This window comes from Marinobacterium arenosum, assembly GCF_019795155.1.
GTDB classification, from domain to species: domain Bacteria; phylum Pseudomonadota; class Gammaproteobacteria; order Pseudomonadales; family Balneatricaceae; genus Marinobacterium_C; species Marinobacterium_C arenosum.
The window spans coordinates 16,159-42,702 of record NZ_JAILYN010000042.1; the positions used below are offsets into that span (position 1 = coordinate 16,159).

The window sequence follows — 26,544 nt, forward strand, 5'->3', positions numbered from 1 at the left end:
CCGCGGATGCGGGGAACACCTGTCTGATGGCACGGTATACGCAGTGACGCGCGGTTCAGCCCCGCGGATGCGGGGAACACCGATGCACGATATTGGTAAATATTTTTGGCATCGGTTCAGCCCCGCGGATGCGGGGAACACCGCAAAACATCTGAGATAGCCGCCGCCGAAACCGGTTCAGCCCCGCGGATGCGGGGAACACTGTGATCGCTACAGGGTTGAGTACCTGTATCACGGTTCAGCCCCGCGGATGCGGGGAACACGCAGCGTACCATATGGACACAACGCTGGTTCATCGGTTCAGCCCCGCGGATGCGGGGAACACCGGGCGCTGAAGTATTACGAGGCCGTCTACTACGGTTCAGCCCCGCGGATGCGGGGAACACGACTTGGAAAGCAATACCATATTCACCAAAAACGGTTCAGCCCCGCGGATGCGGGGAACACATCAAACTCAACAAAACGGCCAGTCAGCCAGTCGGTTCAGCCCCGCGGATGCGGGGAACACAACCGCTGGGATAACAAATCGTACCTGGGCGGCGGTTCAGCCCCGCGGATGCGGGGAACACTTGCTAATAGTCTCGTGGGCAGCGTCTGCGGCCGGTTCAGCCCCGCGGATGCGGGGAACACCATTCAACGTTCTGGCGAGTTCCAAGTATAACCGGTTCAGCCCCGCGGATGCGGGGAACACCACCACTTTTGTTGAGCGTTATGATGGTCTAACGGTTCAGCCCCGCGGATGCGGGGAACACCTGGTCACCTATCTGGCGCCCGACCATTAGCGCGGTTCAGCCCCGCGGATGCGGGGAACACGCCCTGGCGGCAGTGACCTTCAGCAACACCTGCGGTTCAGCCCCGCGGATGCGGGGAACACTTCTTGGTTGTGGATGGTGAACATGGTTGATCCGGTTCAGCCCCGCGGATGCGGGGAACACCTGTCGAGTGCATCGCACATCTCGTCGGTCGGCGGTTCAGCCCCGCGGATGCGGGGAACACCCATCCAACACCGTCTCCGACGCGAGTGATTTCGGTTCAGCCCCGCGGATGCGGGGAACACACCACGTCAAAGCATTCTCGCTGGATGGCTACCGGTTCAGCCCCGCGGATGCGGGGAACACGGCAGTCAGATAGTCTAGCCATGATTTAGGCCGCGGTTCAGCCCCGCGGATGCGGGGAACACTCTAAACATAACCCATTGTTTTTAAAGAGCAAATTAACCCGGTAAAAATCCACCGAATTAAACACTGTTTTTTAACCGTTCGGATAGCGCTATAAAAAGCGTTAAAAAACGGGAGGTGTGGCCTCCCGTTTCTGCCGCCGGTTGCGCTTTAACCGAACGGTTAGAGCCGGCGGACCAGCATCAGGCCGCAGCCGAAGGCGCGGGCTTTGCCGAGCCCCTGGTGCAGCATCCGGGTAAACCGCTCCGGGTCGGTGACGGTCAGCGCGCCCTGGTAGTCGACGCTACTGAAGCCGGCGTTGCGGCCCTTCTCCGGCAGCGGTCGCCACTCGTAGCCGGTGGCTTCCAGGGCATTGCCTGCCAGCTGGAAGCCGTTGCGCTCGGCACGCAGCTCGAGCCAGTCGAACAGCGCCTGATCGACCTGCCGACGCAACAGTTGCTGCAATGGCAACATCCCACCGCCGGAAAGTTCGGCCTGGTCGGCCAGCTCCGTTGGCAGCAGATGCCGGAGACGGTCACCGTCCAGTTGGCCAAGCCGGGCCAGCTTATCCCCTTTGTCACCACTGTCCGGCAGGCCGGCGGCACGGCAGAGCTGACAGAGCAACTGGTGCTGGCTGTCCATCACCACGTCGTGGTTGACGGAGTTCTTGCGGCCCGGCTGGCGGCGGCTGACCACCGGGTTGGCACGCAGCTTGAACGTCAGCCTGTCGCCGGCCCGAAGCTGTGGTTGGTATTGCGTGGACTCAACCCGGAACAACGGTGAATCCTGCGACGGCGGCTCAGGCGACAGCAGGTAGAACATCGGCCGGCGGCGATCGCCGCCTTGGCGGTCTTCACGCTCTTCCCGGAACAGGAAGTCGCGCCGCTGGCCATCGCGACCGGGAAACAGATCCCAGAGCAGCCGGTGCATGCCGTAGCCGTTGCCGGCGATCAACAGTGCCAAATGCGAGCTGTCGGCGATCTGCGGTTTCAGGGTGATGCGTGACAGGTAGCTCAGCTCACTCATGATTCGCCCTCCTGCCAGAACCACTGCTGGCGCGGCTGAAACTGCCAGCGACTGCGCGATACCGGCTGGTCGTGCCGGTTCAGCAACTGAGCGCCGCTCAGGTCGTCGTCGGTCGACAACGCTTCACGGGCCCCCTCCCAGTAGTAGCCGTGCTGCTGATCAGCCAGCCAACGCGATTCCACGCCTGCGTCATGCAGAATCGGCCGCTGGGGATACTGTTGGAAGGCCCGCTTCAGGTCCGGCGCATCGACCAGCTCCGGCGCCAGGGGGGCGGCCAGCACGCAGGCCTTGCGACCCAACGATAGCTGGAATCGGGGCCTCAGCAGCGCCGCCTGCAGTTCGGCCAGCGTGTAAGGCGCACCGTCCAGCGCACTGAGCGCCACCAGCTGCTTGCTGTCGCAACGGTATTCGCGGCTGGACAGCTGGGTACCGAGCCGGTCGCGGCCGAACAGCAGCTCATCACGGCGGGTACGGTAGACCCGCTTGCCGGCCGAGTCGGGCACCTGGCTGGTATGGTAGTCACGCAGCAGACTGCCCGCCGCCTGCTGCTTGACGGCGATACGGTAGCCCTGCGTCAGCTGCTGCTGGCGCTGCTCCTCGTCGCGGCGGATGCCCAGCGCCGCGGCCAGCAGGCCGATCAGCGCCGACTTGCTGGGACAGGCGGCGCTGTGGCGCGCCTCGCCGACGGCGATCTCGCCCCAGCTAGCCATTGGTCCGTAGAGTCGAAAGACCAGATAATCCATATCCGGCTCCTTATTCACTGACGAAAGCCAGCAGTTCCGCCAGCGAGCCGGTGCCCGCCACCACGTTGATCTCCGCTTTGCTGTCGCAGCAATCGCCATAGACCCTATCGAAGTGGTCTCGCTGTTGCTCCAGCGCCTCGATAGCGGCCTTCGCAAAATCCAGTTTTTCGCTCTGGCCCCGGTTCTGGTCGATCGGCATCAGAAAGGCGGCCGACAACGAGCGCGGCTGCTGATCGCCCTTTTCCGCCAGCGCATAGGAGGCGTAGGCGCGGCTGCCGAAGCTGTTCTGCTTGCCGCTGGGCGCCACCTTCAGCGCGGCTTCGGTCAACGCGGCGATCGCCTTGCGGGCCAGCGCTTCGTCGCCGCCGAGGTTGTCCATCAGCAGTTCGCGGTTGATGCAGATGTAGGAGTAGAACAGCCCGGCGGCGAAGCCGGTTTCGCCGATATGGGCCGCGCCGGCATCATCACGGTGAATGTTCAGGTCGTCGACGGCGGTGAAGTAGTCGTCTTCGATCACTACCGGATGCACCGAGATCGCGTGCGCCACCTGGCAGGCGGCTTCGGTATTGTAGGCGGTCTTGGAGGCCAGCATACGGCCGAACAGGGCGATATCGGCTGCCCGGTTGTCGTGGCGCAGCAGCTCCAGCTCCGCTTTTTCCGGGCCGCGCTGCTCGCTGATCAGGGTATCGACCAGCTGGTCGATCGCCTGCTGTTCGCTGGGGCTGATATGCACCAGTTGTTCGATCTCCAGCTCCTGCAGCGGCTTGTCCTTATTGGCTTTTTTCAAAGCGCCAAACACCCCGGCGATCGACTTGGCCCAGTCGAAGGCATTCTTTTCGCCGATACCGGCGTCAACCAGCCGGTCGTAGGCTTGCAGCCCCAACACCTTGGTGCGGGTGCCGACATGCCCTTCCAGCGCCTGCTGAAACAGCTCGGAGGTGCGCCAGTGGCGTTTCAGGCTCTGCGAAGAGACCCGCAAGCGGTCGACGCCACCCATCTTGGCGGTTTTCGGCCGGCCCAGGTCGTCCCGGTTCAGGTTGGCCGGCGGGTAAGAGGTCAGGATATGCAGCTGGATAAAACGGTTGTTCATGGCGATGTTTTCCTTAACTTACTGATTTTCTGAGCGCGGAAGTGCGGCGAAGTATTCTTTGGCCCAGCCGACCGCCAGCCGATCGACCGGCCGGCGGGCGATACCGTATTGGTGCTCCTGACTCCAGTGCAGGATGCTGTCGGCCAGCGAGACAATATTGAGATTGCCCTTGAGCAGTTTCACGGCGCGGAGAAGCCGGCGGTAGAACTCGTCGTAATCACGGCTTTTCTGCAGTTGAGAGAAGCGCAGTTCACTCATCGGCGCCTTACCGCCGGTTTCCAGCGGCGTCGCCAACTGGCCGGCAAAGCTCTTGCTCGGGCTATGGCTGCGGGCATGCGCCAGGGCGCCGGCCACCATCGCCATCGGAATCCAGTGTTCCTGTTTGGCTTTCAGGTCCGGCATCCCCTGGTAGTTGATAAAGCGGAAGAACGCATCGCTGAGGATCAGTTCGTCGGGCGCCTGGGCGCGGCGCAGGCGGGCGCGGTCGGCACGGCCGCCCTTGTGCTGGTCTTCCAGCTCCTGCAGCCAGGCGAACCAGCTATGCAGGGCCTTCAGGCCAGCCTGATCCTTAATGAAACGGTAGCTAAGGTTGGGCTGTTCCATCAGGCAGTTTCCTTTTCAGGTTCGGGATAGCGGGCGGCAAACGCCTTGAATGGCTTGCTGGTGCGCAGCTTGCGCAGCAGCTCGGCACGGGCCGCCATGATCCGTTTGAGGTTGAGGTCTTCCGGGTTACTCTCCAGCGTCCAGCGGTCGAAGCTGTCGAGCGCGGTGGCAACCAGCATCCGGCTCCAGGGCAGCATCAACGTGGCCGGCCGCACTTCGGACGGTGGCAGTTTGCCGAGCTGCTGAACCAGGGCGAAGAAACGCGCTTCGGTCTGCTGCCAGAAATCCGCTTCGATATGGCTGGTGTCGCCTTTGGCATCCAGGGCCCGTTTGAACCAGGCGTCCCGTACCCGGCCACGCAGTTCGCGTACTGCCAGTTGCGCTAAATCCAGCAACTCTTCGGCCTGAGCAAGCAGTTTCTCCTGCCGGTCGGCATCGCAACTGAATAACGGGAAGTCGTGGTCATACCAGCAACGCGCCTTCATGTTGTCCATGTCGTAACCGAAGCACCAGAGGCGGGGCGTCAGCCGGCCAGTGGACGCCTCGGCCAGCAGCTCCTCGCGCTCGCCGTTAAAGGCCGCCACCACCTTAGCCGGGGTGTCGCCATTGCCGGCCCGACCCAATGCCAGACCAACCCAGTGCCGGTAGCAGAGCCCGCCCGGTTGCCCTTTCAGGCTGCGCGGCGGATTCTTTTGCTTCGGGTCGAAGCGGTACGGGGTCAGCGGATGCAACCAGTGATCGCTGTAGTTGATGCCGTAGTTGCGGGTACGGTACTCGGTAATCAGTGGCTGATCGTCACCTCCGCAAAGTGCGCAGCAGCCGTGCCGGTCACTCGGATGCAGGCGGATACGACGCGGCATCCCCCAATACATCTGCAGCGGATGGCCGTCGTCGGGCGTGGTCAACAGCCCCTCCTGATCGGATAACCGGGTCGGCCCCATCCAGGGCAGTACCTTGGCGCTGAGCGGCTCCGGCGCAGCCGGCAGCTCTTCGCAGGTCAGCACGTTCAGCCAGAGCTTCTGCCACAGCGTCGCCGGGCCGGCGGGCCGGATCAGGGTGGTCAGCGGCCCGCCGCCACGCAGACCGACCCGGTGACCGACCCCGCCGGAAGGGGCATTGGTCTGCAGGGTGAACAGCGCGCTGGCGGCACAGCTGTGGCAGAGCTGCGGTAGCCGACCGCCCTTGATGAAATGGTCCAGGTTGTCCTTCAGGGTCTTGCCGCCCGGCGCGTCGATCAGCAACCCGGCAATCGGCTTGGTTTCACCATCGGGCAGGTCGAAATCCTGCAGGAAGGCGGGCCCGTCAGCTTGCAGCAGTTGCATCGCCGGTGTCAGCCGGGCCAGCGCCCGTTGCAGTTCGGCCGGCTCGGGGGCTTCATACAATGCCTCCCAGTCGCGCGCCTCCTGCGGGGCATAGACCGTCTGCAGCAGGCCGATCAGCAGTTGATAAAGCGCCCCCTGAAAGTCGGGCCGGGGGGCATTCAGCTCGATAGGGGGATTGTCCGGCTCGGCGATCTGCCAGGGGGCGATATAGTCCGCCCCGCCATCCTGCCGGATAACCGGTATCCAGCGATCCTCGATCAGGTTCATCTTTCCTCCTTTGAAAGATTCCAGCCGCCGCTGGCGCTGTAGCAGTCGGCCAGCTCGTCGGTCAGCGGCAGCAGTTCGCACCAGCGCAACGCGGCTGTCTGTTGTCGGGTCTGTTCGATCAATTCGTGCAGTTCGGGCGGAATCATGGCCTGCGCCCGCCGCCACTCTTGTTCCGGCAGGCTGATCTGGCTCAGCGGCCAGCGGTGCCGTTCGCCGTCGGCCCAGGGCTGAAGTTCAGCGCCCACCAGCCGCGCCAGGGCGACGGTGACGCTGTCGTTGCTGAGCCGGGTCGGCACGCGGATATCGCTGTCCCAGCGGTCGCCGTCGGCACTTTTCCGGCAGTAGCCCTGCTCGAACTTCAGGCTGTTCAACCGGCCCTGCTGTTTCTGGCCCAGGCTTTCACCTTCCGCGTCCCAGCTCAGCCCCTGCAGCGCCTCGGGAATCCGCTCTTGCGCCGGCTCGCCATACACCCCTTCGATCAGTTCGCGGGCATCCTCCGGCATCCGCAACCGCCAGTCGCGCTCGGCCAGCACGGTCAGCGTCAGCCACAGCTGGCCGACATGGCGGTAGACCCACTGGCTGCCCTGCCAGTGGGGCTTGAGCCAATCCTCATCAGCCTCGCCGGTAGCGGGTGGCGCATAGATACAGAACAGCGGCGCCGGGCGCTGGTCTGTTCCTGCCGCGCCGGCCGCGTGCGCTAACGGATTGCCGTCGGCATCGCGGCAATGGCGGTGCAGCCGGCCGGCGCGCTGGATCAGCAGGTCGATCGGTGCCAGATCGCTGACCATCAGATCGAAATCCAGGTCCAGCGACTGCTCTACCACCTGGGTGGCGATCAGCAGCTGGCCCCGGCGCTGTTCAGCCTTGGAGGCTTTGCCGAAGCGCGCCAGCACGTCAGACTCCATCGCCTGGCGGTCGCACATCGCAAAGCGGCTGTGGAACAACCCAATCTGCTGCGGCGCGGTCCAGTTCTGCTCGCAGGCCAGTTGCCAGGCGGCGCGGGCATCGGCCACGGTATTGCGAATCCAGCAGACCGATTGGCCGGCGTCCAGCGCGGCCCGTATCTGTTCGGAAACCTGATCGAGCGAGGTCAACTGGCGTACCGCCAGCGTACGGCAGACCGAGCGGCGGCTTGCCACCGGATACTCTGCGGCCCCACTGGCGCAGCAGGTGACCAACGGGTAGTCACGGCTGACAAGCTCGGCCGGCGGTTGTTGCAGGCCGTTACGAAACGCGGTGCTGAAGGCGGCCCGCATCTGCTGCGGCAGGGTGGCGGACAGCAGTACCGCACTGCCCCCTTGCGCGGCATGCATCCGCAGCAGGCTGGCCAGCAGCGCCTGCATGTACGGGGAATAAGCGTGAATCTCGTCGACCAGCAGGATCTTGTTCTGCAGGCCCAGCAGCCGCAGCGACTGGTGACGGGCGGGCAGCACCGTCAGCAACGCCTGATCCAAGGTGCCGACGCCAACATCGGCAAATAGCGCCTTCTTGCGGTTATCCGCCAGCCAGCTGTTGCAGTAGGCGGTGGCACTTGGCTCATCCTGCCGGTAGCTGCGGTCGGCCAGCTGTTCGGACAGCCGTACCGACTCGACGAACTCCTGCGAAAGCTCACGGGCGCCATGCGCCAGAATCAATGAGGGCCGGCTCTGCTCGGTAAACAGTGCGCGATAACTGCTGCGCATCCGATGGTATATGCCGTTGGCCGTGGCCATTGTCGGCAGGCCGATATAGACCCCTTCCGCCCGGCCGGCCGCCATCAGTCGGCCAGCCAGGGTCAGCGCCGCCTCGGTTTTGCCGGCACCGGTAACATCCTCCAGAATCCACAACTGCGGCCCCTCGGGCAGTTCGACCGACTCCGCCTTCTGCTGCAACGGAGTGGGCTGATCGATAAAGGGGAACAGCTCTTTAACCTTGCTGATCTGGCGGCTGCTGACCTGATTCGGTTGAATCTTTTGCAGCGCCTGCTGTGCTTTCGGCAGCGCGACCGTATCCCAATACTGAGTAAGTGGCTGCGGCTCGGCATGGTAGCCGAACAGCGAACGGTCAGAGCCGGTCCAGTCGGCCAGCACAGCCAGCCCGGCCAACTGCCAGGAGACGGGCTTCAATCGCTGATAGAGCTTGGCATTGGTCAGCGGCCGGAAATCGGGTTGGTAGAGTTCGGTCAGCGCAGTAACGAATGCTTCGGCGGCCTGCCGGTCTTCATCGCTGAACCAACGCTCCAGGCCGCGCAGATCTTCCCGCGGCGGCTCGCCGTGGTGGCCGGTAACGATGCCTAGCCAGGACACCAATTCGCGGTTGGCGTGCGCCGGTTTTTTCCAATAATTGTACGGTTGCCAGGCCCCTTGCCAGAGCCGCTGCGACAGCTGTTCACGCCAGAGCAGGAAGCCCAGCGAGTCATGCCGTTGGTCGTAAGGGTAACGGCCATCTGCCACGATCAGTCGATCCGACAGGCCTGTGGCCAACCCCTGAAACGCCGAAGCGAACTTGCCCAGATCGTGCAGTGCCAGACAGAAACTGAACCAGCGCTGCAGCCAGGCCGGCTCGACTTGCAACCCGGTGGCCAACTGCCGGCAGCGCGGCTGCAACGGGTCGAGCATCCGCCAACCAACAGCGGCGACATCGAGGCTGTGATAGGGCAACAGATGGAAGGCAGGGCCTTCGGTGTGAGGATCGGGACTGGCTTTGCCCCAATAGCGGAAATAACAGGCGGTCATCGATGTCGCTCCCTGAACAGAATCCGCCGCCCAAACTCCGTGGCAGCGGTCGCTACCGAGCATACACCTAACAAAAGCGGGCTTTCAATTACAGCCCCGTTGCCTGATCGGAGCAAATACTGACCCAGCGCAGGCTATGGTAGGATGGCCGCAGATTCCCTTGCCCTTTAATCCATCGAGGCTATAGATGTATATCGAGCTGTCCGATCTGCTCTGGCTGACACTGATCTGCGGTGCCATGCTGTACTGGTGGCAGGCTCAGCGGATCAAGGAACTGGCGTTGCGCGAGGCGCGCAAGCAGTGCAAGGAGCTGGATCTTCAGCTGCTGGATGAGAGCGTGGCGCTGCGGGCGTTCTGGTTCAAGCGCGGCGAGGACGGCAAGGTTCATATCTGGCGCTCCTACACGTTTAATTTCAGCAGTACCGGCGATGACCGCTACACGGGCCGTATTGTGCTGCTTGGCCGCGCCATTACCGGGATCCACCTGGAGCCCCACCGAATCTGATTGAGTGAGACGTACGATGCAGATTTCCGACCCCAACCAACCCCGCTACGGCGACGGCGACATCTCCTTTCAAGCCGCCGGCGGCGAGGCCGGCATCCGGAAGCTGGTCGATGCCTTCTATGACGCCATGGAACAGTTGCCGGAAGCCCGGCGTATCCGCGCTATGCACCCCGACAACCTGGACGAATCGCGCGACAAGCTGGCCAGCTTCCTGTGCGGCTGGCTTGGCGGCCCTAAACGTTATCGAGAGAAGTATGGCCCGATTCGCATTCCGGCGGCCCACTCCCACCTCGAGATCGGCCCGGCCGAGCGCGATGCCTGGCTGCTATGTATGGAAAAAGCCCTTGAAAGCCAGCCGTTTGCTACGGATTTTAAAAAGTACCTGCTAGAGCAGCTGTTCGTGCCGGCCGAACGCAGCCGCACCCGCGACTGAACACGGCAGGGCGCGACAGAACACGGCAGGGCGCGACAGAACAAAGGAGCTGTAACATGAGCGAACTGCACAACCTTCGGCTAATGGCCCGCTACAACCAGTGGATGAACGAAACCCTCTATGATGCCGCCGAAACCCTGCCCGCAGTGACCTTGAAAGCGGACCAGGGCGCCTATTTCGGCTCGATCATGGGCACGCTGAACCACCTGATGGTCGGCGATATCATCTGGTTACAGCGCTTCACCAACCACCCGGCCAACTTCCAGAGCCTGCAACCGGTGCAGCACATGCGCCAGCCGGTTACCTTGAAGCAGGTCCTGTTCGAGGATATCGAAGAGCTGCGCGCCGAGCGTGAGCTGCTGGACGAGGTGCTGATCGAATGGACCAATGAACTGCGCGACGAGGATCTGGACGTACCGCTGCACTACGCCAATATGAAAGGGATCGAGTCGGTCCGCCGTTTCGGCAGCCTGGCACTGCACCTGTTCAACCACCAGACCCACCACCGCGGCCAGCTGACCACCCTGCTGTCGCAGCAGGAGATCGAGATCGGCATCACCGACCTGCTGACGCTGATTCCGGAGCTTCACGACTGAGTGATGAGCTGACCGGTTATGGATGAATTGATGTGCCAGAAGGTCTGGCAGGTGGTGGCGGCGATCCCGCCCGGCAAGGTCGCCAGCTACGGTCAGGTGGCCGAGCTGGCCGGCCTGCCGCGCATGGCCCGGATGGTTGGCCGGATATTGAGCCAGCTGCCCAAGGACAGCCAGCTCCCCTGGTTCCGGGTGATCAACGCCCAGGGTCGGATCTCTTTCCCGCTGGACAGCGACGCCTACCGATGCCAACGCGAGCGGCTGGAAGCCGACGGTGTCGAATTCAACGGTGAAAGGATCAACCTGCGGGTGTATCGCTGGTCCGGCGAAGCCGACTGAACGCCTGCCTAAAATGCCTGCCAAGGCCGCAGGTAACGGGCAAAACGGGGTATGCCGTTATTGGTCTCGCCGTTATAGCGGTAGGTGATCTTGCTACCGATCGGCGGCGGTTCCCGCCTCAGCTGGTCGGTCAGCCCACTGCCGATACGGAAACGCAGCCCGTCCGCCCGCTCCACCAGCAGGGCGCCGGCCATGCCTCGATATTTGCCTTTGCCCTGGGTATAACCGACCACGGTCGCCTCGGCATCGGAGAACGGCTTGAGCTTCAGCAGCGCCAGGCTGCGCGCCGGCTGATAGAGGCTGTCGGCCCGGCGCAATATCAACCCCTCGCCGCCCAGCTCGACAATCTCCCGCAACGCCTGCTGCAGACTGGCGTCATCGGCCAGCAGCCGTTGCGGTACCGCCTTCAGCCAGGGTAGATCGATCTCCGCCAAGCGCTGTTCCAGCTCGGCATGACGTTCGGCAAAGGTGGTCAGTGGCTCGTCCGGCGATGCCGGCGGCAGGTCGAACACCATATAGCCCACCTGCTTCCACAATGTCTGATCCGGCTGCCGACGCCGCACCAAGCCGGAGATCTCTTCGAAACGATCCCGCCCGAGCCATAGCTCGCCATCCAGCGGACGGCTGGGAAAGCCCCGGGTAAACCAGGCGGGCGCATTGATCCGCTGGCCGCTGCGGGTCAGCAAGTGCTCACCATCCCAATAGGCGCGCACCCCGTCGTACTTCTCGCTGACCCAGTAGTGACCGACCGTAATGCCCGGCTGATAGGTCTGCGCCAGCATCAGCTCGGGCGCCGCCTGGCTGGCGGCACGCAATGAGATCGGCAGCATCAGCAGCAGCATCAACAGAAGGGGTATCAGTAGCAGTTTCATCCTTTCCTCCCTGATCGAAATTCGGACATTGCGTCCGTCCGCCCACCTCCATCGGGCGTAAAAAGAGACTAGGTCAGCCTCCCTATCAGGGCAAGTATGGATTGCAGTCAGCGGCCGCCACCGGAACGCACAGCAGGCGATCGCCGCAGGACGCGCCTCCAACGTGCCGTCGGCCGAACCGTCAATGTGTTTTTAGCAGCGGGTTCGCGGCTTGGCCCGAAAACAGGGAAGAACCAATACTCAGCCGCCCAGTTGCCGGATCAGCGACTTGATCGCATCCAGCCGCGCCAGCGGGTCGTCCGACTCCAGCAGCAGTTGTTTCTCGTCGCCGCTGAACGGCAGCAGTTCCGCCAGCCGATAGCCAACCTCGCTGGCATCCTGATAATCGATATCCAATCCCAGCATCTGGATCATCGGATGCTTCTGGATATCCTGCAGCAACCGGATCAGCTGGGGATAACGATCGGAGACCGGCGTTGGCGCCTCAGCCGGCAATATTTCGCACTGACCGACCAGCAGGCCGTCTTGTTCAGCCCGATAGTCGTGGATGCGGACCTTGTACTGCCCGTGCAGGTCGATACCGAGCAGGTCGTTCGGCAGCGGGTGCCAGTCGTCAATTTCCCCGTAGCAACCGACCGGGTAGAACGGCGCCCGCCCCTCTTCAGAGGCAGACAGGCCATCGATACTCTGCACCACCACGAAGCCACTGCTATTGGCCAGGCACTGCTTGACCATCCTCAGGTATCGCGGTTCGAAAATCTGCAGCGGCAGGTAACCTCCGGGATAGAGCACGGTCGGCAACGGGAACAGTGGCAGGGTTTGCATGTACAACTCTCAATAGGCACGAGCCTGTCAGTGTACCTAAAAAGTTGCTGGTAGATTAGCAACCAATTGATACCAACGGAGTTGCGGGTTATACGGCGAAGAGCATAACAGATACAAAACAGAGGGCAGCGATCGCTGCCCTCTGCTGATACGGAATTGCCAATGATGCACGCTTAACTGAGCAAGTGCACCATTGGCGCGACGCTAGCCACCCTCTCCCGGCACGGGCTTCGCCGCCGCCTGTTCAGTGCGCTCATCGGTCAGCGCCTCTTCGTGAAGGTTGTAGATGTTACCGTTTTCCAGGCGCAGACCGATATCGCGCAGGGTTTCCGGGCGCAGTGCACGCAGTTCGGCATAAGCGCGTTTCTGACGACGGTGTTCAATGAAACGATTGTAGGCAGCAGCCAGCAGTGAGATCAGAGTCATGGTATTCCCCTTCTGTTTCAGAGCGGAAGCTGACGGGGAAAAGAGGAAACCTGGAAAGGAAACACATTAACCGCGGCAGATTCCGCGGCGTTCAGTGTTAAAACTCAGGCACGCGGACGGCAGATAGCGGACGTCCATCGATTGACGGATGCCGGCAGAGACGGATGATTCTGTTTCGCGGTATAGGCGTAAATCATGACGGTCTGTGCTATCTGTGCGGTCTGGGTTAACGAATATTGATTAAATTTGTCAGTAAGACTCAGCCATTGGAGCGGATTGGTTAATTTTTGTCAATTGTTTTTCTTAAAGCGAGGTGAAACTTGCCGACAGATGGGTGCCAGCCGGGCTGGCTCAGCAGCGACCAGCGAGGCCTGCTCCCAATCGCCGCGGGGCGCGCCTCCCACATAGAGCCGGTCTACGGAATTCTGTTAACTCACAACTGTTAACTTATAACTGAAATGAAAAAAGGCAGCCGAAGCTGCCCTTTTTATTATCGGATCGCAACCGATCGAACTTACCAGCCGGTAACTTCTTTCAGTGCTTCGCCGATCTGCGCCAGGGAGCGTACAGTCTTAACGCCTGCATCTTCCAGAGCCGCGAATTTCTCGTCAGCAGTGCCCTTACCACCGGAGATGATCGCACCGGCGTGGCCCATGCGCTTACCAGCCGGAGCGGTTACGCCCGCGATGTAGGAAACTACCGGCTTGGTGACGTTGGCCTTGATGTAAGCCGCCGCTTCTTCCTCGGCAGTACCGCCGATCTCGCCGATCATTACGATCGCTTCGGTCTGCGGATCCTTCTCGAACATCTCCAGGATGTCGATGAAGTTGGAGCCCGGGATCGGGTCGCCACCGATACCTACACAGGTAGACTGGCCGAAACCGGCGTCAGTGGTCTGCTTGACCGCTTCGTAGGTCAGGGTGCCGGAACGGGACACGATACCCACTTTGCCCGGCAGGTGGATGTGACCCGGCATGATGCCGATCTTGCACTCGCCCGGAGTGATAACGCCCGGGCAGTTCGGGCCGATCAGGCGTACGCCCAGCTCGTCACACTTCACTTTACAGTGCAGCATGTCCATCACCGGGATGTGCTCGGTGATGCAGACGATCAGCTTGATGCCGGCGTTTGCGGCTTCCAGGATGGAGTCCTTGCAGAACGGTGCCGGTACGTAGATTACGGACGCTTCAGCACCAGTCGCTTCGACGGCTTCGGCAACGGTGTTGAATACCGGCAGGCCCAGGTGTTCAGTGCCACCCTTGCCCGGCGTTACGCCGCCCACCATCTGGGTGCCGTAAGCGATAGCCTGTTCAGAGTGGAAAGTACCCTGACCGCCAGTGAAGCCCTGGCAGATCACTTTGGTATCTTTGTTGATCAGGATGGACATGATTATTTACCCTCCGCTGCTTTAACGGCCTGCTGAGCAGCGTCAGTCAGGCTGGTTGCCGCAATGATGTCCAGACCCGATTCAGCCAGACGCTGAGAGCCCAGTTCCGCGTTGTTACCTTCCAGGCGTACCACGACCGGTACGTTTACGCCGACCTCTTTGACCGCACCGATGATGCCGTCAGCGATCAGGTCGCAGCGTACGATGCCACCGAAGATGTTAACCAGTACGGCTTTCACCTTGGTGTCTTCCAGGATGATCTTGAACGCTTCGGTTACGCGCTCTTTGGTCGCGCCGCCGCCTACGTCCAGGAAGTTGGCCGGGAAACCGCCGTGCAGGGAAACGATGTCCATGGTACCCATTGCCAGGCCGGCACCGTTCACCATGCAGCCGATGTTGCCATCCAGTGCCACGTAGTTCAGGTCCCACTCGGCCGCACGTGCTTCACGCTCATCGTCCTGGGACGGATCGTGCATCGCCTGCAGATCTTTGTGGCGGTAAACCGCGTTACCATCGATTACGACCTTGGCATCCAGGCAGTGCAGGTTGCCCTGATCGGTGATAACCAGCGGGTTGATCTCCAGCAGCGCCAGATCTTTCTCTTCGAACATCTTCGCCAGACCCAGGAAGATCTTGACGAACTGCTTGATCTGGTCGCCCTGCAGGCCCAGTTTGAACGCCAGTTCACGGCCCTGGTACGGCTGTGCGCCGGTCAGCGGGTCGATAGTGGCCTTGAGGATCTTCTCCGGAGTTTCTTCCGCTACTTTCTCGATCTCCACGCCACCTTCAGTAGAAGCCATGAAGACGATGCGGCGGGTAGAGCGGTCTACTACAGCCCCCAGGTACAGTTCAGCAGCGATATCGGTGCAGGTTTCCACCAGGATCTTGGAAACCGGCTGGCCGTTTGCGTCAGTCTGGTAGGTGACCAGGTTCTTACCCAGCCAGTTGGCTGCGAATGCCTGGGCTTCTTCCGGGCTGTCGACCAGCTTAACGCCGCCCGCTTTACCGCGGCCACCGGCGTGCACCTGGGCCTTAACAACCCATTTGTCACCGCCAATCTCATTAGCTGCTGCTGCAGCTGCTTCCGGAGTATCTACCGCGATCCCTTTGGAGACCGGCAGACCATATTCGGCAAACAGTTGTTTACCCTGGTACTCGTGAAGGTTCATGCTCTAATCCGTTGTGTTGTCACTAGTGATTATTCTGCGGCTGTGGGTATGGAGAGGTTACCCGACCGCAGCCCCTGAGGGTTTCAACGACAAGCTTCTTGCTAAATCGGCCGAACCCCCTCACGGGGGACGGCCGAAATCTTTCTAATAGGTTTGCGCTTAGCGCTTCTTGCGGTTTGCCATGTGGATGGCGCGACCATCCGCCGCCAGAGCGGCTTCGTGCAGCGCTTCACTCACGGTCGGGTGAGCGAAGATGGTCATCTGCAGGTCTTCGGTGCTGGAGCAGAACTCCATCGCAATGACCGCCTGGCCGATCAGTTCGGAGGCGACGCCGCCGACCATGTGGATGCCCAGGATGCGATCGGTTTCTTCGCAGGCCAGCACCTTGACGAAACCGTCGGTATCGTTGGCAGCCATGGCACGACCAGTGGCGGCGAACGGGAACTTACCGGCTTTGTACTTGACGCCGTCGGCTTTCAGCTGCTGTTCGGTCTTACCGACCCAGGCCAGTTCCGGATGGGTGTAGATGATGTTCGGGATCACATCGTAGTTCATGTGACCGTGCTGACCGGCGATGATGTCAGCCACCATGATGCCCTCTTCGGACGCCTTGTGCGCCAGCATCGGACCGCGCACGCTGTCACCGATGGCGTACACGCCCGGTGCGTCGGTGCGGCAGTGCTCGTCAACGAAGATGAAACCACGCTCGTCCAGCTTGACGCCGCTGTCTGCGGACAGCAGGCCCTGGGTCTGCGGACGGCGACCAACGGCCACGATCAGCTTGTCGACCACGATCTCCTTGTCACCTTCGGAGTCGGTGTAGCGCACCAGCACTTCCTTACCGTCGAGGATCTCGGTGCCGGTCACCCGGGCGCCCAGGCGGATATCCAGGTTCTGCTTCTTAAACAGCTTGGCCGCTTCCTTGGCAACGTCTTTGTCCGCTGCCGCCAGGAAATCGTCCATCGCTTCCAGTACAGTAACTTCGGTACCCAGGCGCGCCCACACGGAACCCATCTCCAGGCCGATGACACCGGCACCGATCACGCCCAGGCGCTTCGGCGTCTCTTCGATATCCAGCGCACCGGCGTTGTCCAGGATCAGACCTTCGGTCAGCGGTGCCGGCGGGATCTCAACCGGTACGGAACCGGACGCCAGGATCACGTTTTCAGCTTCGTGGACAGACACGCTGCCATCGGCCGCGGTCACTTCCACCTGCTTACCCGGCAGCAGCTTACCCATGCCCTGCAGCAGGGTAACGCCGTTGGCCTTGAACAGGCCGGTGATGCCGCTGGTCAGGTTCTTCACGATCTGGTTCTTGCGCGCCACCATCTGCGGGACGTCCATGGTGACGTCACCCACCTGGATGCCGTGTACATTGGCGTGCGCTTTAGCGTCGTGGAACTTGTGGGTGGATTCCAGCAGCGCCTTGGACGGAATACAGCCAACGTTCAGGCAGGTGCCGCCCAGTACGGCCGCACCTTTGTCGTCTACCCATTTCTCGACACAGGCGGTCTTCAGACCCAACTGTGCGGCACGGATTGCTGCTACATAACCACCCGGGCCTGCGCCGATTACGATCACGTCAAATTTGTCAGACATGTACCTTTCCTATTCTGTCAATTCACTCGTTCTTACTGGGGGGCTGTATCAAACATCCAGAAGCATACGTGCAGGGTCTTCCAGAAGGTCTTTGATAGTCACGAGGAATTGTACAGCCTCCTTGCCGTCAATCATACGGTGGTCGTATGACAGCGCCAGGTACATCATCGGCAGGATCTCGACCTGACCGTTGACCGCCATCGGACGCTCCTGGATCTTGTGCATGCCCAGGATCGCAGTCTGCGGCGGGTTCAGGATCGGGGTGGACATCAGCGAGCCGAATACACCACCGTTGGTGATGGTGAAGGTACCGCCCTGCATATCTTCCATACCCAGCTTGCCGTCACGGCCACGGGTACCGAAATCGCGAATAGTCGCTTCGATATCGGCCAGGCTCATGCTGTCGGTATCACGCAGCACCGGCACCATCAGGCCGCGGTCGGTGGAGACCGCTACGCCGATATCCTGGTAGCCATGGTAAACCATGTCGTTGCCGTCGATGGAGGCGTTGACCGCCGGGAAGCGCTTCAGCGCTTCGGTGGCCGCCTTGACGAAGAAGGACATGAAGCCCAGGCGGGTGCCGTTGTGGGTCTTCTCGAACAGATCCTTGTACTGCTTGCGCAGTTCCATCACCGGCTTCATGTTGACTTCGTTGTAGGTAGTCAGCATGGCGGCGCTCTGCTGCGCTTCAACCAGACGCTTGGCGATGGTCGCACGCAGGCGGGTCATCGGCACGCGCTTCTCGACGCGTTCGCCAACCGGTACGTTGACCGGCGCAGTCGGTGCCTTGGCTTCAGCAACCGGCGCAGTCGCTGCCGGCGCCGGCGCCTGGGCTCCGCCCTTCTTCAGGTAGTTCTGCACGTCTTCCTTGGTGATACCGCCATTCTTGCCGGTACCCGGGATCTTGGAAGCGTCCAGGTTGTTCTCTTCGATCAGCTTGCGTGCCGCCGGGCCAACCTTGTCGCCTTCGCCGGTTGCCGCTTCGGCAGCTGCTTCAGCTTCAGCCGCCGGAGCCGCTGCAGCCGCCGCACCCGCTTCGAACAGGGCGATCACTTCATCGCTGAGGACGGTGTCGCCCTCGCCTTTTACCACGTCCTTGATGACACCGTCAGCCGGTGCCACGACTTCCAGTACGACCTTATCGGTCTCGATATCTACGATCAGCTCGTCAGCTGCACAGGCTTCACCCGGCTGCTTGTGCCAGGTTGCAACAGTACCGTCCGCTACGGATTCAGGGAAAGTCGGCGCTTTGATTTCGATGGACATGTTTTTTCCTTTCGTGCTCCGTCAGACGGCCGGCGCCGATAGGCGCCGGCCCTCCAATTAACCGTTGATTGCTTCGTTGACCAGTTTTTCCTGCTGTTCCAGGTGAACCGAGATGTAACCTACCGCCGGTGCAGCGGCATGCGGTCGGCCTACGCCTTCCAGATGCAGCTTGGCATCGTGCTTGTGCAGTACGGCGCGCATGTGATGCTGCGAGCAGTACCAGGCACCCTGGTTCATCGGCTCTTCCTGGCACCAAACCACAGATTCCAGGTTGGTGTATTCGGCGATCGCCTCGGCCAGCGCCTGCTCCGGGAACGGATAGAGCTGTTCGATACGGACGATCGCGACATCCTGCTTCTCCAGTTCGGCACGGCGGTTATAGAGGTCGTAGTAGACCTTGCCGCTACACAGTACCAGACGTTTCACCTGCTTCGGATCCAGCTGGTCGACTTCACCGATAACCGGTTTGAAGCCGCCCACGGTCAGATCTTCCAGCGTGGAGATCGCCTGTTTGTGGCGCAGCAAGCTCTTCGGCGACATCACAACCAACGGCTTACGGAGCGGACGCACCACCTGACGGCGCAACAGATGGAAGATCTGGGCCGGGGTGGTCGGTACACACACCTGAATGTTGTGTTCAGCGCAGAGCTGCAGATAACGTTCCAGTCGAGCGGAGCTGTGCTCCGGCCCCTGGCCTTCGAAGCCGTGGGGCAGCAGCATGGTCAGGCCGCAGAGGCGCTGCCATTTCTGCTCACCGCTGGTGATAAATTGGTCAATAACAACCTGAGCACCGTTGGCGAAATCACCAAACTGAGCTTCCCAGATTACTAGTGCATTGGGCATCGTGGTCGCATAACCGTACTCGAACGCCAGCACCGCTTCCTCGGACAGGAAGGAGTCGTGCAGCGTCAGACACGGCTGGTCTGCGGACAGGTTCTGCAGCGGCAGGTAGGTGCTGCCGTCCTTCTGGTTATGCAGAACCGCGTGACGGTGGGAGAACGTGCCTCGACCAACGTCCTGACCGGTCAGGCGTACCGGGTGCCCCTGGGCCAGAATGGAAGCATAGGCCAGCGATTCGGCCATCCCCCAGTTCAGCTCCATGGCACCGGCGGCCATACGCTTGCGGTCTTCGATAATCTTCTGAACCTGGCGCTGCACGGAGAAACCTTCCGGCACCTCGCAGATCTTGTTGCCCAGTTCCTGCAGCAGTTTCAGGTCGACACCGGTATCGCAGTCGAACGACCATTCATGGCCCAGGTAGGGCTTCCAGTCGACGAACAGCTCGGTGTTCGGCTCCAGCACCAGCGCATTGGCTACGTGCTCGCCGTTTTCCAGCGCCTGGCGATAGTCTTTTTCCATCGCCTTGCTTTCTTCGGCAGTGATCACACCCTCGTCGATCAGACGCTGAGCGTACAGCTCGCGGGTGGTCTTCTGCTTCTTGATCTTGGCGTACATCAGCGGCTGAGTGCCAGACGGCTCGTCCGCCTCATTGTGGCCGCGACGACGATAGCAGACCAGGTCGATGACCACGTCTTTGTTGAATTCGTTACGGTAGTCCAGCGCCACCTGGGTGACGAAGCGAACCGCTTCCGGGTCATCGCCGTTCACGTGAAAGATCGGCGCCTGCACCATCTTGGCCACGTCGGTGGCGTACTCGGTGGAGCGGGAGTCTTCCTGCTTGTTGGTGGTGAAACCAACCTGGTTGTTGATCACGATATGGACGGTACCGCCGGTCTTGTAGGCCCGGGTCTGGGACATCTGGAATGTCTCCATCACCACGCCCTGGCCGGCAAAGGCCTGGTCACCGTGGATGTTGACCGGTACCACGGTAGAGCCGACCGGATCTTCACGGCGGTCCTGACGGGCACGTACCGAGCCCTCGACCACCGGCGCGGCAATCTCCAGGTGGGACGGGTTGAACGCCATCGCCAGGTGGACTTCGCCGCCCGCGGTCATGATGTTGGAGGAGAAGCCCTGGTGGTATTTCACGTCACCGGAGGTTTCGACCAGCTTCTTGCCTTCGAACTCGCCGAACAGCTCGGCCGGGTTCTTGCCGAAGGTGTTGACCAGCATGTTCAGACGGCCACGGTGGGCCATGCCGATCACGATCTCCTTGGCGCCGTCACGACCGGCACGTTGGATCAGTTCGTCCATCAGCGGAATCAGCGACTCGCCGCCTTCCACACCGAAGCGCTTGGCACCGGCATAGCGCGAGCCGAGGTATTTTTCCAGGCCTTCCGCAGCGGTCAGCCGTTCCAGGATGTGCTTACGCTCCTGCGGCTCCAGCTGCGGGTGGCAGCGAACCGGCTCCAGACGGGACTGGATCCAGCGCTTTTCCTGGGTATCAACGATGTGCATGTACTCTGCACCGACGGTGGTGCAGTAGGTTTTCTTGAGGTCCGCGATAATATCTTTCAGCGGCGCCTCTTCCGGACCGAAGAACAGCGAGCCGAGCTGGAAGGTGGTGTCGTTATCCGCCTCGGACAGTTCGTGGTATCGCAGATCCAGATCAGGTACCTGTTCGCGCTCCATCAGGCCCAGCGGATCGATCTCCGCCACCTGGTGGCCACGCACGCGGTATGCGTTGATCATCCGCAGTACACGTACCTGTTTCTTCTCATGTTCGGAGCTGACAGAGCTGACCGCCACCGGTGCGGCGCGCTTCTGGTTCTTGGCCAGATACAGGAAGTGGTCCTGAATCGGCGAGTGGGGAACATCCTGCGTCAGGTTGTCACCAACCTTCGGCAGACGATCGAACTCTTCACGCCATTCCTGAGGTACAGCGTTCGGGTCCAGCAGGTATGCTTCGTAAAGCTGTTCGATGTAGGAAAGGTTGCCACCGTACAGGTGGGCATTCTTCCACATCAGCTCCATTATGCCTTCTTGCATTATTGATCACCCTGGCTCTGGGGGTTTGGTCCGGGCGGGCTGCACAACTCCCACCACTTGGGGGACGACCCCTCTTTCGTTACCGTATGTTTACCCGCCCGCTGAAAACCAGCTGCGGCGAGAACTTTCTTAAGAAAGCGTTAATCGTTGTTTCGAATGGAGATTCGAATGGTTGTTGGAATCTTCAGTAATACTGCTTCTCGCAAAAAAGCGGTGCCCACCGGGCACCGCTTGATGTCGCATCAGGTCGCTTGCTGCAGCAACATGTTGCGGATTTTGCCGATCGCCTTGGTTGGATTCAAACCTTTCGGACAGACACTCACGCAGTTCATGATACCGTGGCACCGGAACACGCTGAACGGGTCGTCCAGTTCGGTCAACCGTTCCCGGGTGGCGGTGTCGCGGCTGTCCGCCAGGAAGCGGTAAGCCTGCAACAGGCCGGACGGGCCGATGAACTTGTCCGGGTTCCACCAGAACGACGGGCAGGCGGTGGAGCAGCATGCGCAGAGTATACACTCGTACAGGCCGTCCAGCTCGGCACGTTCTTCCGGCGACTGCAGACGCTCGATCGCCGGCGGCGGCGTGTCGTTGATCAGGTACGGCTTGATCTTCTCGTACGCCTTGTAGAACTGGGTCATGTCGACCACCAGGTCACGGATGACCGGCAGGCCCGGCAGCGGACGCAGTACCAGCTTGTCGTTTTCAACCACCGCCGACAGCGGCGTGATGCACGCCAGGCCGTTGGTACCATTCATGTTCATACCGTCGGAGCCGCAAACACCTTCGCGGCAGGAGCGGCGGTATGCCAGTGTCGGGTCCTTATCCTTCAGCAGCTGCAGCAGGTCGAGGACCATGATGTCCTTGCCACCCGGGATATCAATATGGATATCCTGCATGGACGGCGCGTCATCGGTTTCAGGATTGTAGCGATATACACTTACCAGCATCGTACCAGCCCCTTAGTAAGTTCGAACTTTCGGCGGGAACGCGTCTACCGTCTTCGGTGCGAAGTTTACGGCACGCTTGCCGACCCGTTTTTCGGTCGGATAGTAGACGGAGTGGCACAGCCAGTTCTCGTCATCACGCTCGGTAAAGTCGTTACGGGCATGAGCACCGCGGGACTCTTTGCGCACTTCGGCTGCGATAGCGGTCGCCTCGGCAACCTCCATCAGGTTCTCCAGCTCCAGCGCTTCGATACGCGCGGTGTTGAACGCCTTGCTCTTGTCTTCCAGGTGCAGGTTGCTGACCTTCTTACGGATGCCTTTCAGCAGTTCCAGGCCTTTCTGCATGCTGTCGCCGTCACGGAATACACCGAAGTACAGCTGCATGGTGTCCTGCAGTTCCTTACGGACTTCAGCCACGTTCTCGCCACCGGTGGAGTTGTTCAGACGGTTCAGGCGAGCCATGGCGCGGTCGATGTCGGCATCGGTCGCATCCAGTACTTCATAGCCTTCTTTCATCTGCTTCTCGATCTCGAGGCCGGCAGCACGGCCGAAGACCACCAGATCAAGCAGAGAGTTACCGCCCAGACGGTTGGCACCGTGTACGGATACGCAAGCCACCTCGCCACAGGCGAACAGGCCGTTGACCATCTTGTCGTTGCCATCGGCACCCGGTGCGATCGCCTGACCACCGATGTTGGTGGCGATACCACCCATCTGGTAGTGGCAGGTCGGTACAACCGGGATCGGTTCCTTGACCGGATCGCTTGCCGCGAAGGTCTTGGACAGCTCACAGATACCCGGCAGACGGGAGTGCAGTACTTCCTCACCCAGGTGGTCCAGCTTCAGGTAAACGTGGTCGCCGTTCTCGCCGCAGCCACGGCCTTCCAGGATCTCCAGGATCATGGAGCGAGCCACCACGTCGCGGCTGGCCAGGTCTTTGGCGTTCGGTGCGTAACGCTCCATGAAGCGCTCGCCGTCCTTGTTGATCAGGTAGCCACCCTCGCCACGGCAACCTTCGGTCACCAGCACGCCGGCACCGGCGATACCGGTCGGGTGGAACTGCCACATCTCCATGTCCTGCGCCGGGATGCCGGCACGCAGGGACATGCCCATACCGTCGCCGGTGTTGATCAGGGCGTTGGTGGTGGAGGCGTAGATACGGCCGGCACCGCCGGTCGCCAGCACGGTCGCCTTAGACTTGATGTAGACGGTCTCGCCGGTTTCGATGCAGATGGCGATACAGCCGACGACATCGTCGTTGGCATTTTTCACCAGGTCGACGGCATACCACTCGTTCAGGAAGGTGGTACCGGCTTTCATATTGCCCTGGTACAGGGTGTGCAGCAGCGCGTGACCGGTACGGTCAGCCGCGGCACAGGTACGGGCCGCCTGGCCGCCTTCACCGAAGTTCTTGGACTGACCGCCGAACGGACGCTGGTAGATACGGCCGGTTTCGGTACGGGAGAACGGCAGGCCCATGTGGTCCAGTTCGAAGACCGCCTGGGGACCTACGGAACACATGTATTCGATCGCGTCCTGGTCACCGATGTAGTCGGAGCCCTTGACGGTATCGTACATGTGCCAGCGCCAATCGTCGTTCGGGTCGGAACTGGCGATAGCGCAGGTGATACCGCCCTGTGCCGACACAGTGTGTGAACGCGTCGGGAATACTTTAGTGACGCAGGCAGTATTCAGGCCGGACTGAGCCAGCTGCAGCGCGGCACGCATGCCGGCACCGCCACCACCTACGACAATTGCGTCGAATGTAAGCGTACGCAGATTAGCCATCGTTTAAACACCCCACAGAATCTGAATACCCCAGACGACATAGATGAACGTCAGGAGGCCTGTTGCTGACTGGAAGACGAAACGCGCACCGGTCGGTTTGATGTAGTCAGTCGATACGGACCACATACCAATCCAGATGTGCGCTGCGAAAGACAGCAGCGTCAACAGAGAGAAGATTCGCATTGCGGTGTTTTCGAACAGCGCGCTCCACTGTTCGTAATCCAGCCCCGGATTCATCAGCAGGTAGCCGATCATGAAAACGGTGTAAACGAGCAGGACCACAGCGCTGACGCGCTGAATCATCCAGTCGTACAGGCCACTACGGCCAAAGCTAGTGATACTGGTTACCATATCCATACCCCCGCCAGAAGGATTGCCACGACGCTGACGCCCATTGTTACCTTGGCTGCCAGTTGGCCGCTTTCGAGTTCTTCGCAGTAGCCAAAATCCATTACCAGATGTTTGATGCCGGCAAAGAAGTGATACAGCAACGCAGAAACCAGTCCCCAGGCGATCAGCTTCGCGAAAAAGCTAGTCTCTAGCATCTCAACAGCTTCATTGAAGCCCTGCTGAGATTCCAGAGACAGCCCCAGCGCGTACAGCATGAACACGGCGCCGAAATACATCACTACGCCCGTCACACGATGCAAAATAGATGAGATAGCCGGGAGAGGCTGCTTGATAGTTCTTAGATCTAGGTTTACAGGTCTTTTCTTGTTCACGGCTCTTGTTCACACTCGGCTGCTCTGTTGCAGAGCAAGGTTGCTAGGAAGTGCAAGAAGATAAGTACCTCGGTATCGAAGCTTTAACCCTCATTCCGGGGTCTAAACTTCGGAGCGGGAGTATAAGCATTTCAGGACCGAAATACAACGCGACCACGGGGCTCTAAGCCTTTGGTCTAGCGCCCTGACGGCACTGTAAAACCCCTTACAACTAAATGCGTATTCAGCCACATGGACAATCTTGTTAGTGCTTTTAAGGTCATGTTGCAACGCAGTAAAAGCCGCCTTGTGGCGAATTGACAAACGTATTTCAAACTCTATATTGGGTGGGTCCAAAAATTCGGGTCCCACCGATTAGGTTGTGGCGGGCCAGCGATCCACAAAGTCCGCACAAAACATAACAATATGATAGGAGCCTCTAATGGCTGACAAGAAAGCACGTTTAACAGTCGACGGTCTGGATGAAACTATTGAACTGCCGGTCTACTCAGGCACAGAGGGCCCAGATGTTATCGATGTTCGTCCGCTGACTGGCCAGGGGCTGTTCACCTATGATCCGGGCTTCGTATCCACCGCCGCCTGCGAATCCAAGATCACCTATATTGACGGCGCTAACGGCGTACTGCTGCATCGCGGCTACCCGATCGAACAGCTGGCGGAAAAATCCGATTACCTGGAAGTCTGCTACCTGCTGCTGAACGGCGAACTGCCGACCGCAGAGGAAAAAGAGAAGTTCGTCCACACCGTTAAGAACCACACCATGGTTCACGAGCAGATGAGCCACTTCTTTAACGGCTTCCGTCGTGACGCCCACCCGATGGCGATCATGGTTGCCGTGGTCGGCGCCCTGTCCGCCTTCTACCACGACTCGCTGGACATCAACGACGCCTATCACCGCGAAGTCTGTGCTTACCGACTGATCGCCAAGATGCCGACCATCGCCGCGATGTGTTACAAGTACTCCATCGGCCAGCCGTTCCAGTACCCGCGTAACAACCTCGAGTACGCTGATAACTTCCTGCAGATGATGTTCGGCACCCCGTGCGAAGAGTACCAGCCGAACCCGGTTCTGGCCCGCGCCATGGACCGCATCTTCCTGCTGCACGCCGACCACGAGCAGAATGCCTCTACTTCCACAGTGCGTCTGGCAGGCTCCTCCGGCGCCAACCCGTTCGCCTGTATCGCTTCCGGCATCGCCGCCCTGTGGGGCCCGGCACATGGTGGCGCCAACGAGGCGGTACTGACCATGCTGGAAGAGATCGGTCACGAAGACAACATCCCGGAATTCATCGCCAAGGCCAAGGACCCGAACGATCCGTTCCGCCTGATGGGCTTCGGTCACCGCGTCTACCGCAACTTCGATCCGCGTGCCAAGGTAATGAAGCAGACCTGCGACGAAGTGCTGCACGAACTGGGCATCGACGACGACCCGCTGCTGAAGATCGCCAAGCGCCTGGAGCAGATCGCACTGGAGGACGAGTACTTCGTAGAGCGTAAGCTGTACCCGAACGTCGACTTCTACTCCGGTATCATCCTGAAAGCGATCGGCATCCCGACCAACATGTTCACCGTGATCTTCGCGCTGTCCCGCACCATCGGCTGGATCTCCCACTGGAGCGAGTTCCACAGCAGCCCGAACAAGATCGGCCGCCCGCGTCAGCTGTACTCCGGCCCGAGCAAGCGCGACTACCCGGCCTGAACCGCCCGGTAACTGGCCAGCAAACCATAAAAGCCCCGCACTCGCGTAATGCCAGTCAGTTAAGCCAACTGACTGGCATTTTTCTTTCTCACGGGGTAGCGGCATGGGCAGCTCTTTAATGCCCGGGGATAACGCCGCTCTCGCCTTGTCGGCAACACGAAAGTGG

23 protein-coding genes and 1 CRISPR repeat array (1 of these 24 only partly in view) are annotated in these 26,544 nt (G+C 60.7%); of the genes, 5 read left to right on the forward strand and 18 right to left on the reverse strand.

The window, feature by feature from the left end:
• A CRISPR array of direct repeats spans window positions 1–1,180; the repeat unit is 29 nt; unit sequence CGGTTCAGCCCCGCGGATGCGGGGAACAC (it extends 988 nt beyond the left edge of the window).
• Between the two features lie 160 nt (window positions 1,181–1,340).
• Genes cas6e through cas3 form a run of 6 tightly spaced genes read right to left on the reverse strand, consistent with a single transcriptional unit; the run spans window position 1,341 to window position 8,922 of the window.
• Window positions 1,341–2,183: a type I-E CRISPR-associated protein Cas6/Cse3/CasE gene (gene cas6e / locus K6T12_RS16545; RefSeq protein WP_222223980.1), complete on the reverse strand. Its 843-nt coding sequence runs from the start codon at window positions 2,181–2,183 to the stop codon at window positions 1,341–1,343.
• Complete coding sequence (cas5e, locus tag K6T12_RS16550) at window positions 2,180–2,926, reverse strand: type I-E CRISPR-associated protein Cas5/CasD (RefSeq protein ID WP_222223981.1); 747 nt, start codon at window positions 2,924–2,926, stop codon at window positions 2,180–2,182. The genes cas6e and cas5e overlap by 4 nt, the downstream gene beginning before the upstream one ends.
• Before the next feature lie 10 nt (window positions 2,927–2,936).
• Window positions 2,937–4,016 carry a type I-E CRISPR-associated protein Cas7/Cse4/CasC gene (cas7e, locus tag K6T12_RS16555; RefSeq protein ID WP_222223982.1) on the reverse strand — a complete coding sequence of 360 codons (1,080 nt, stop codon included), beginning with the start codon at window positions 4,014–4,016 and terminating at the stop codon, window positions 2,937–2,939.
• Window positions 4,017–4,034: 18 nt separating this feature from the next.
• Window positions 4,035–4,619, reverse strand: coding sequence for a type I-E CRISPR-associated protein Cse2/CasB (gene casB, locus K6T12_RS16560; protein WP_222223983.1), 585 nt, complete (start codon window positions 4,617–4,619; stop codon window positions 4,035–4,037).
• Window positions 4,619–6,208 carry a type I-E CRISPR-associated protein Cse1/CasA gene (gene casA, locus K6T12_RS16565; protein ID WP_222223984.1) on the reverse strand — a complete coding sequence of 530 codons (1,590 nt, stop codon included), beginning with the start codon at window positions 6,206–6,208 and terminating at the stop codon, window positions 4,619–4,621. Before casA ends, casB begins: the two co-directional genes overlap by 1 nt.
• Entirely contained in the window at window positions 6,205–8,922 is a 2,718-nt protein-coding gene (gene cas3, locus K6T12_RS16570; protein WP_222223985.1) for a CRISPR-associated helicase Cas3', read from the reverse strand. The genes casA and cas3 overlap by 4 nt, the downstream gene beginning before the upstream one ends.
• Window positions 8,923–9,109: 187 nt before the next feature.
• On the opposite strand from cas3, the gene K6T12_RS16575 reads away from it, so the two are divergent.
• Genes K6T12_RS16575 through K6T12_RS16590 form a run of 4 tightly spaced genes read left to right on the forward strand, consistent with a single transcriptional unit; the run spans window position 9,110 to window position 10,792 of the window.
• Window positions 9,110–9,427, forward strand: a complete 318-nt coding sequence (locus K6T12_RS16575) for a DUF3301 domain-containing protein (protein ID WP_222223986.1) — start codon at window positions 9,110–9,112, stop codon at window positions 9,425–9,427.
• 16 nt (window positions 9,428–9,443) lie between these two features.
• A complete protein-coding gene (locus K6T12_RS16580) occupies window positions 9,444–9,860 on the forward strand; it encodes a group II truncated hemoglobin (RefSeq protein WP_222223987.1) in 417 nt (138 codons plus the stop codon).
• A gap of 56 nt (window positions 9,861–9,916) precedes the next feature.
• Window positions 9,917–10,456, forward strand: a complete 540-nt coding sequence (locus K6T12_RS16585; RefSeq protein WP_222223988.1) for a DinB family protein — start codon at window positions 9,917–9,919, stop codon at window positions 10,454–10,456.
• Window positions 10,457–10,474: 18 nt separating this feature from the next.
• Window positions 10,475–10,792 (forward strand): MGMT family protein, encoded by a 318-nt coding sequence (locus K6T12_RS16590; RefSeq protein ID WP_222223989.1) that lies wholly within the window; start codon window positions 10,475–10,477, stop codon window positions 10,790–10,792.
• Window positions 10,793–10,800: 8 nt separating this feature from the next.
• On the opposite strand, the gene K6T12_RS16595 is transcribed toward K6T12_RS16590, so the two are convergent.
• The 12 genes from K6T12_RS16595 to sdhC form a co-directional block, all read right to left on the reverse strand.
• Entirely contained in the window at window positions 10,801–11,664 is an 864-nt protein-coding gene (locus K6T12_RS16595) for a DNA ligase (RefSeq protein WP_222223990.1), read from the reverse strand.
• Window positions 11,665–11,904: 240 nt separating this feature from the next.
• Window positions 11,905–12,489 carry an LON peptidase substrate-binding domain-containing protein gene (locus K6T12_RS16600; protein ID WP_222223991.1) on the reverse strand — a complete coding sequence of 195 codons (585 nt, stop codon included), beginning with the start codon at window positions 12,487–12,489 and terminating at the stop codon, window positions 11,905–11,907.
• 204 nt (window positions 12,490–12,693) lie between these two features.
• Entirely contained in the window at window positions 12,694–12,915 is a 222-nt protein-coding gene (locus K6T12_RS16605; RefSeq protein WP_222223992.1) for a hypothetical protein, read from the reverse strand.
• Between the two features lie 514 nt (window positions 12,916–13,429).
• Window positions 13,430–14,302 carry a succinate--CoA ligase subunit alpha gene (gene sucD, locus K6T12_RS16610; RefSeq protein WP_222223993.1) on the reverse strand — a complete coding sequence of 291 codons (873 nt, stop codon included), beginning with the start codon at window positions 14,300–14,302 and terminating at the stop codon, window positions 13,430–13,432.
• Between the two features lie 2 nt (window positions 14,303–14,304).
• A complete protein-coding gene (sucC, locus tag K6T12_RS16615; RefSeq protein WP_222223994.1) occupies window positions 14,305–15,471 on the reverse strand; it encodes an ADP-forming succinate--CoA ligase subunit beta in 1,167 nt (388 codons plus the stop codon).
• 159 nt (window positions 15,472–15,630) lie between these two features.
• Entirely contained in the window at window positions 15,631–17,070 is a 1,440-nt protein-coding gene (gene lpdA / locus K6T12_RS16620) for a dihydrolipoyl dehydrogenase (RefSeq protein ID WP_222223995.1), read from the reverse strand.
• Between the two features lie 48 nt (window positions 17,071–17,118).
• Entirely contained in the window at window positions 17,119–18,336 is a 1,218-nt protein-coding gene (gene odhB, locus K6T12_RS16625; protein ID WP_222223996.1) for a 2-oxoglutarate dehydrogenase complex dihydrolipoyllysine-residue succinyltransferase, read from the reverse strand.
• A 57-nt stretch (window positions 18,337–18,393) separates the two neighbouring features.
• Window positions 18,394–21,225 carry a 2-oxoglutarate dehydrogenase E1 component gene (locus K6T12_RS16630; protein ID WP_222223997.1) on the reverse strand — a complete coding sequence of 944 codons (2,832 nt, stop codon included), beginning with the start codon at window positions 21,223–21,225 and terminating at the stop codon, window positions 18,394–18,396.
• A 242-nt stretch (window positions 21,226–21,467) separates the two neighbouring features.
• Window positions 21,468–22,172, reverse strand: a complete 705-nt coding sequence (locus tag K6T12_RS16635; protein WP_222223998.1) for a succinate dehydrogenase iron-sulfur subunit — start codon at window positions 22,170–22,172, stop codon at window positions 21,468–21,470.
• A gap of 12 nt (window positions 22,173–22,184) precedes the next feature.
• Window positions 22,185–23,957, reverse strand: coding sequence for a succinate dehydrogenase flavoprotein subunit (gene sdhA, locus K6T12_RS16640; protein WP_222223999.1), 1,773 nt, complete (start codon window positions 23,955–23,957; stop codon window positions 22,185–22,187).
• Window positions 23,958–23,960: 3 nt separating this feature from the next.
• Window positions 23,961–24,308 carry a succinate dehydrogenase, hydrophobic membrane anchor protein gene (sdhD, locus tag K6T12_RS16645; protein WP_222224002.1) on the reverse strand — a complete coding sequence of 116 codons (348 nt, stop codon included), beginning with the start codon at window positions 24,306–24,308 and terminating at the stop codon, window positions 23,961–23,963.
• A complete protein-coding gene (gene sdhC, locus K6T12_RS16650) occupies window positions 24,302–24,679 on the reverse strand; it encodes a succinate dehydrogenase, cytochrome b556 subunit (protein WP_222224000.1) in 378 nt (125 codons plus the stop codon). The genes sdhD and sdhC overlap by 7 nt, the downstream gene beginning before the upstream one ends.
• A gap of 421 nt (window positions 24,680–25,100) precedes the next feature.
• On the opposite strand from sdhC, the gene gltA reads away from it, so the two are divergent.
• Window positions 25,101–26,378 (forward strand): citrate synthase, encoded by a 1,278-nt coding sequence (gene gltA / locus K6T12_RS16655; RefSeq protein ID WP_222224001.1) that lies wholly within the window; start codon window positions 25,101–25,103, stop codon window positions 26,376–26,378.
• Window positions 26,379–26,544: the final 166 nt, after the last annotated feature.

Bases quoted from the DNA above. Each gene is read 5' to 3' on its own strand.
- sucC (WP_222223994.1), bottom strand. From the start codon at position 15,471: ATGAACCTTCACGAGTACCAGGGTAAACAACTGTTTGCCGAATATGGT.
- K6T12_RS16630 (WP_222223997.1), bottom strand. From the start codon at position 21,225: ATGCAAGAAGGCATAATGGAGCTGATGTGGAAGAATGCCCACCTGTAC.
- K6T12_RS16580 (WP_222223987.1), top strand. From the start codon at position 9,444: ATGCAGATTTCCGACCCCAACCAACCCCGCTACGGCGACGGCGACATC.
- cas3 (WP_222223985.1), bottom strand. From the start codon at position 8,922: ATGACCGCCTGTTATTTCCGCTATTGGGGCAAAGCCAGTCCCGATCCT.
- cas5e (WP_222223981.1), bottom strand. From the start codon at position 2,926: ATGGATTATCTGGTCTTTCGACTCTACGGACCAATGGCTAGCTGGGGC.
- cas6e (WP_222223980.1), bottom strand. From the start codon at position 2,183: ATGAGTGAGCTGAGCTACCTGTCACGCATCACCCTGAAACCGCAGATC.
- K6T12_RS16605 (WP_222223992.1), bottom strand. From the start codon at position 12,915: ATGACTCTGATCTCACTGCTGGCTGCTGCCTACAATCGTTTCATTGAA.
- K6T12_RS16585 (WP_222223988.1), top strand. From the start codon at position 9,917: ATGAGCGAACTGCACAACCTTCGGCTAATGGCCCGCTACAACCAGTGG.
- casB (WP_222223983.1), bottom strand. From the start codon at position 4,619: ATGGAACAGCCCAACCTTAGCTACCGTTTCATTAAGGATCAGGCTGGC.
- casA (WP_222223984.1), bottom strand. From the start codon at position 6,208: ATGAACCTGATCGAGGATCGCTGGATACCGGTTATCCGGCAGGATGGC.
- sdhA (WP_222223999.1), bottom strand. From the start codon at position 23,957: ATGGCTAATCTGCGTACGCTTACATTCGACGCAATTGTCGTAGGTGGT.
- K6T12_RS16600 (WP_222223991.1), bottom strand. From the start codon at position 12,489: ATGCAAACCCTGCCACTGTTCCCGTTGCCGACCGTGCTCTATCCCGGA.
- K6T12_RS16595 (WP_222223990.1), bottom strand. From the start codon at position 11,664: ATGAAACTGCTACTGATACCCCTTCTGTTGATGCTGCTGCTGATGCTG.
- K6T12_RS16590 (WP_222223989.1), top strand. From the start codon at position 10,475: ATGGATGAATTGATGTGCCAGAAGGTCTGGCAGGTGGTGGCGGCGATC.
- gltA (WP_222224001.1), top strand. From the start codon at position 25,101: ATGGCTGACAAGAAAGCACGTTTAACAGTCGACGGTCTGGATGAAACT.
- K6T12_RS16635 (WP_222223998.1), bottom strand. From the start codon at position 22,172: ATGCTGGTAAGTGTATATCGCTACAATCCTGAAACCGATGACGCGCCG.
- sdhD (WP_222224002.1), bottom strand. From the start codon at position 24,308: ATGGTAACCAGTATCACTAGCTTTGGCCGTAGTGGCCTGTACGACTGG.
- K6T12_RS16575 (WP_222223986.1), top strand. From the start codon at position 9,110: ATGTATATCGAGCTGTCCGATCTGCTCTGGCTGACACTGATCTGCGGT.
- cas7e (WP_222223982.1), bottom strand. From the start codon at position 4,016: ATGAACAACCGTTTTATCCAGCTGCATATCCTGACCTCTTACCCGCCG.
- sucD (WP_222223993.1), bottom strand. From the start codon at position 14,302: ATGTCCATCCTGATCAACAAAGATACCAAAGTGATCTGCCAGGGCTTC.
- odhB (WP_222223996.1), bottom strand. From the start codon at position 18,336: ATGTCCATCGAAATCAAAGCGCCGACTTTCCCTGAATCCGTAGCGGAC.
- lpdA (WP_222223995.1), bottom strand. From the start codon at position 17,070: ATGTCTGACAAATTTGACGTGATCGTAATCGGCGCAGGCCCGGGTGGT.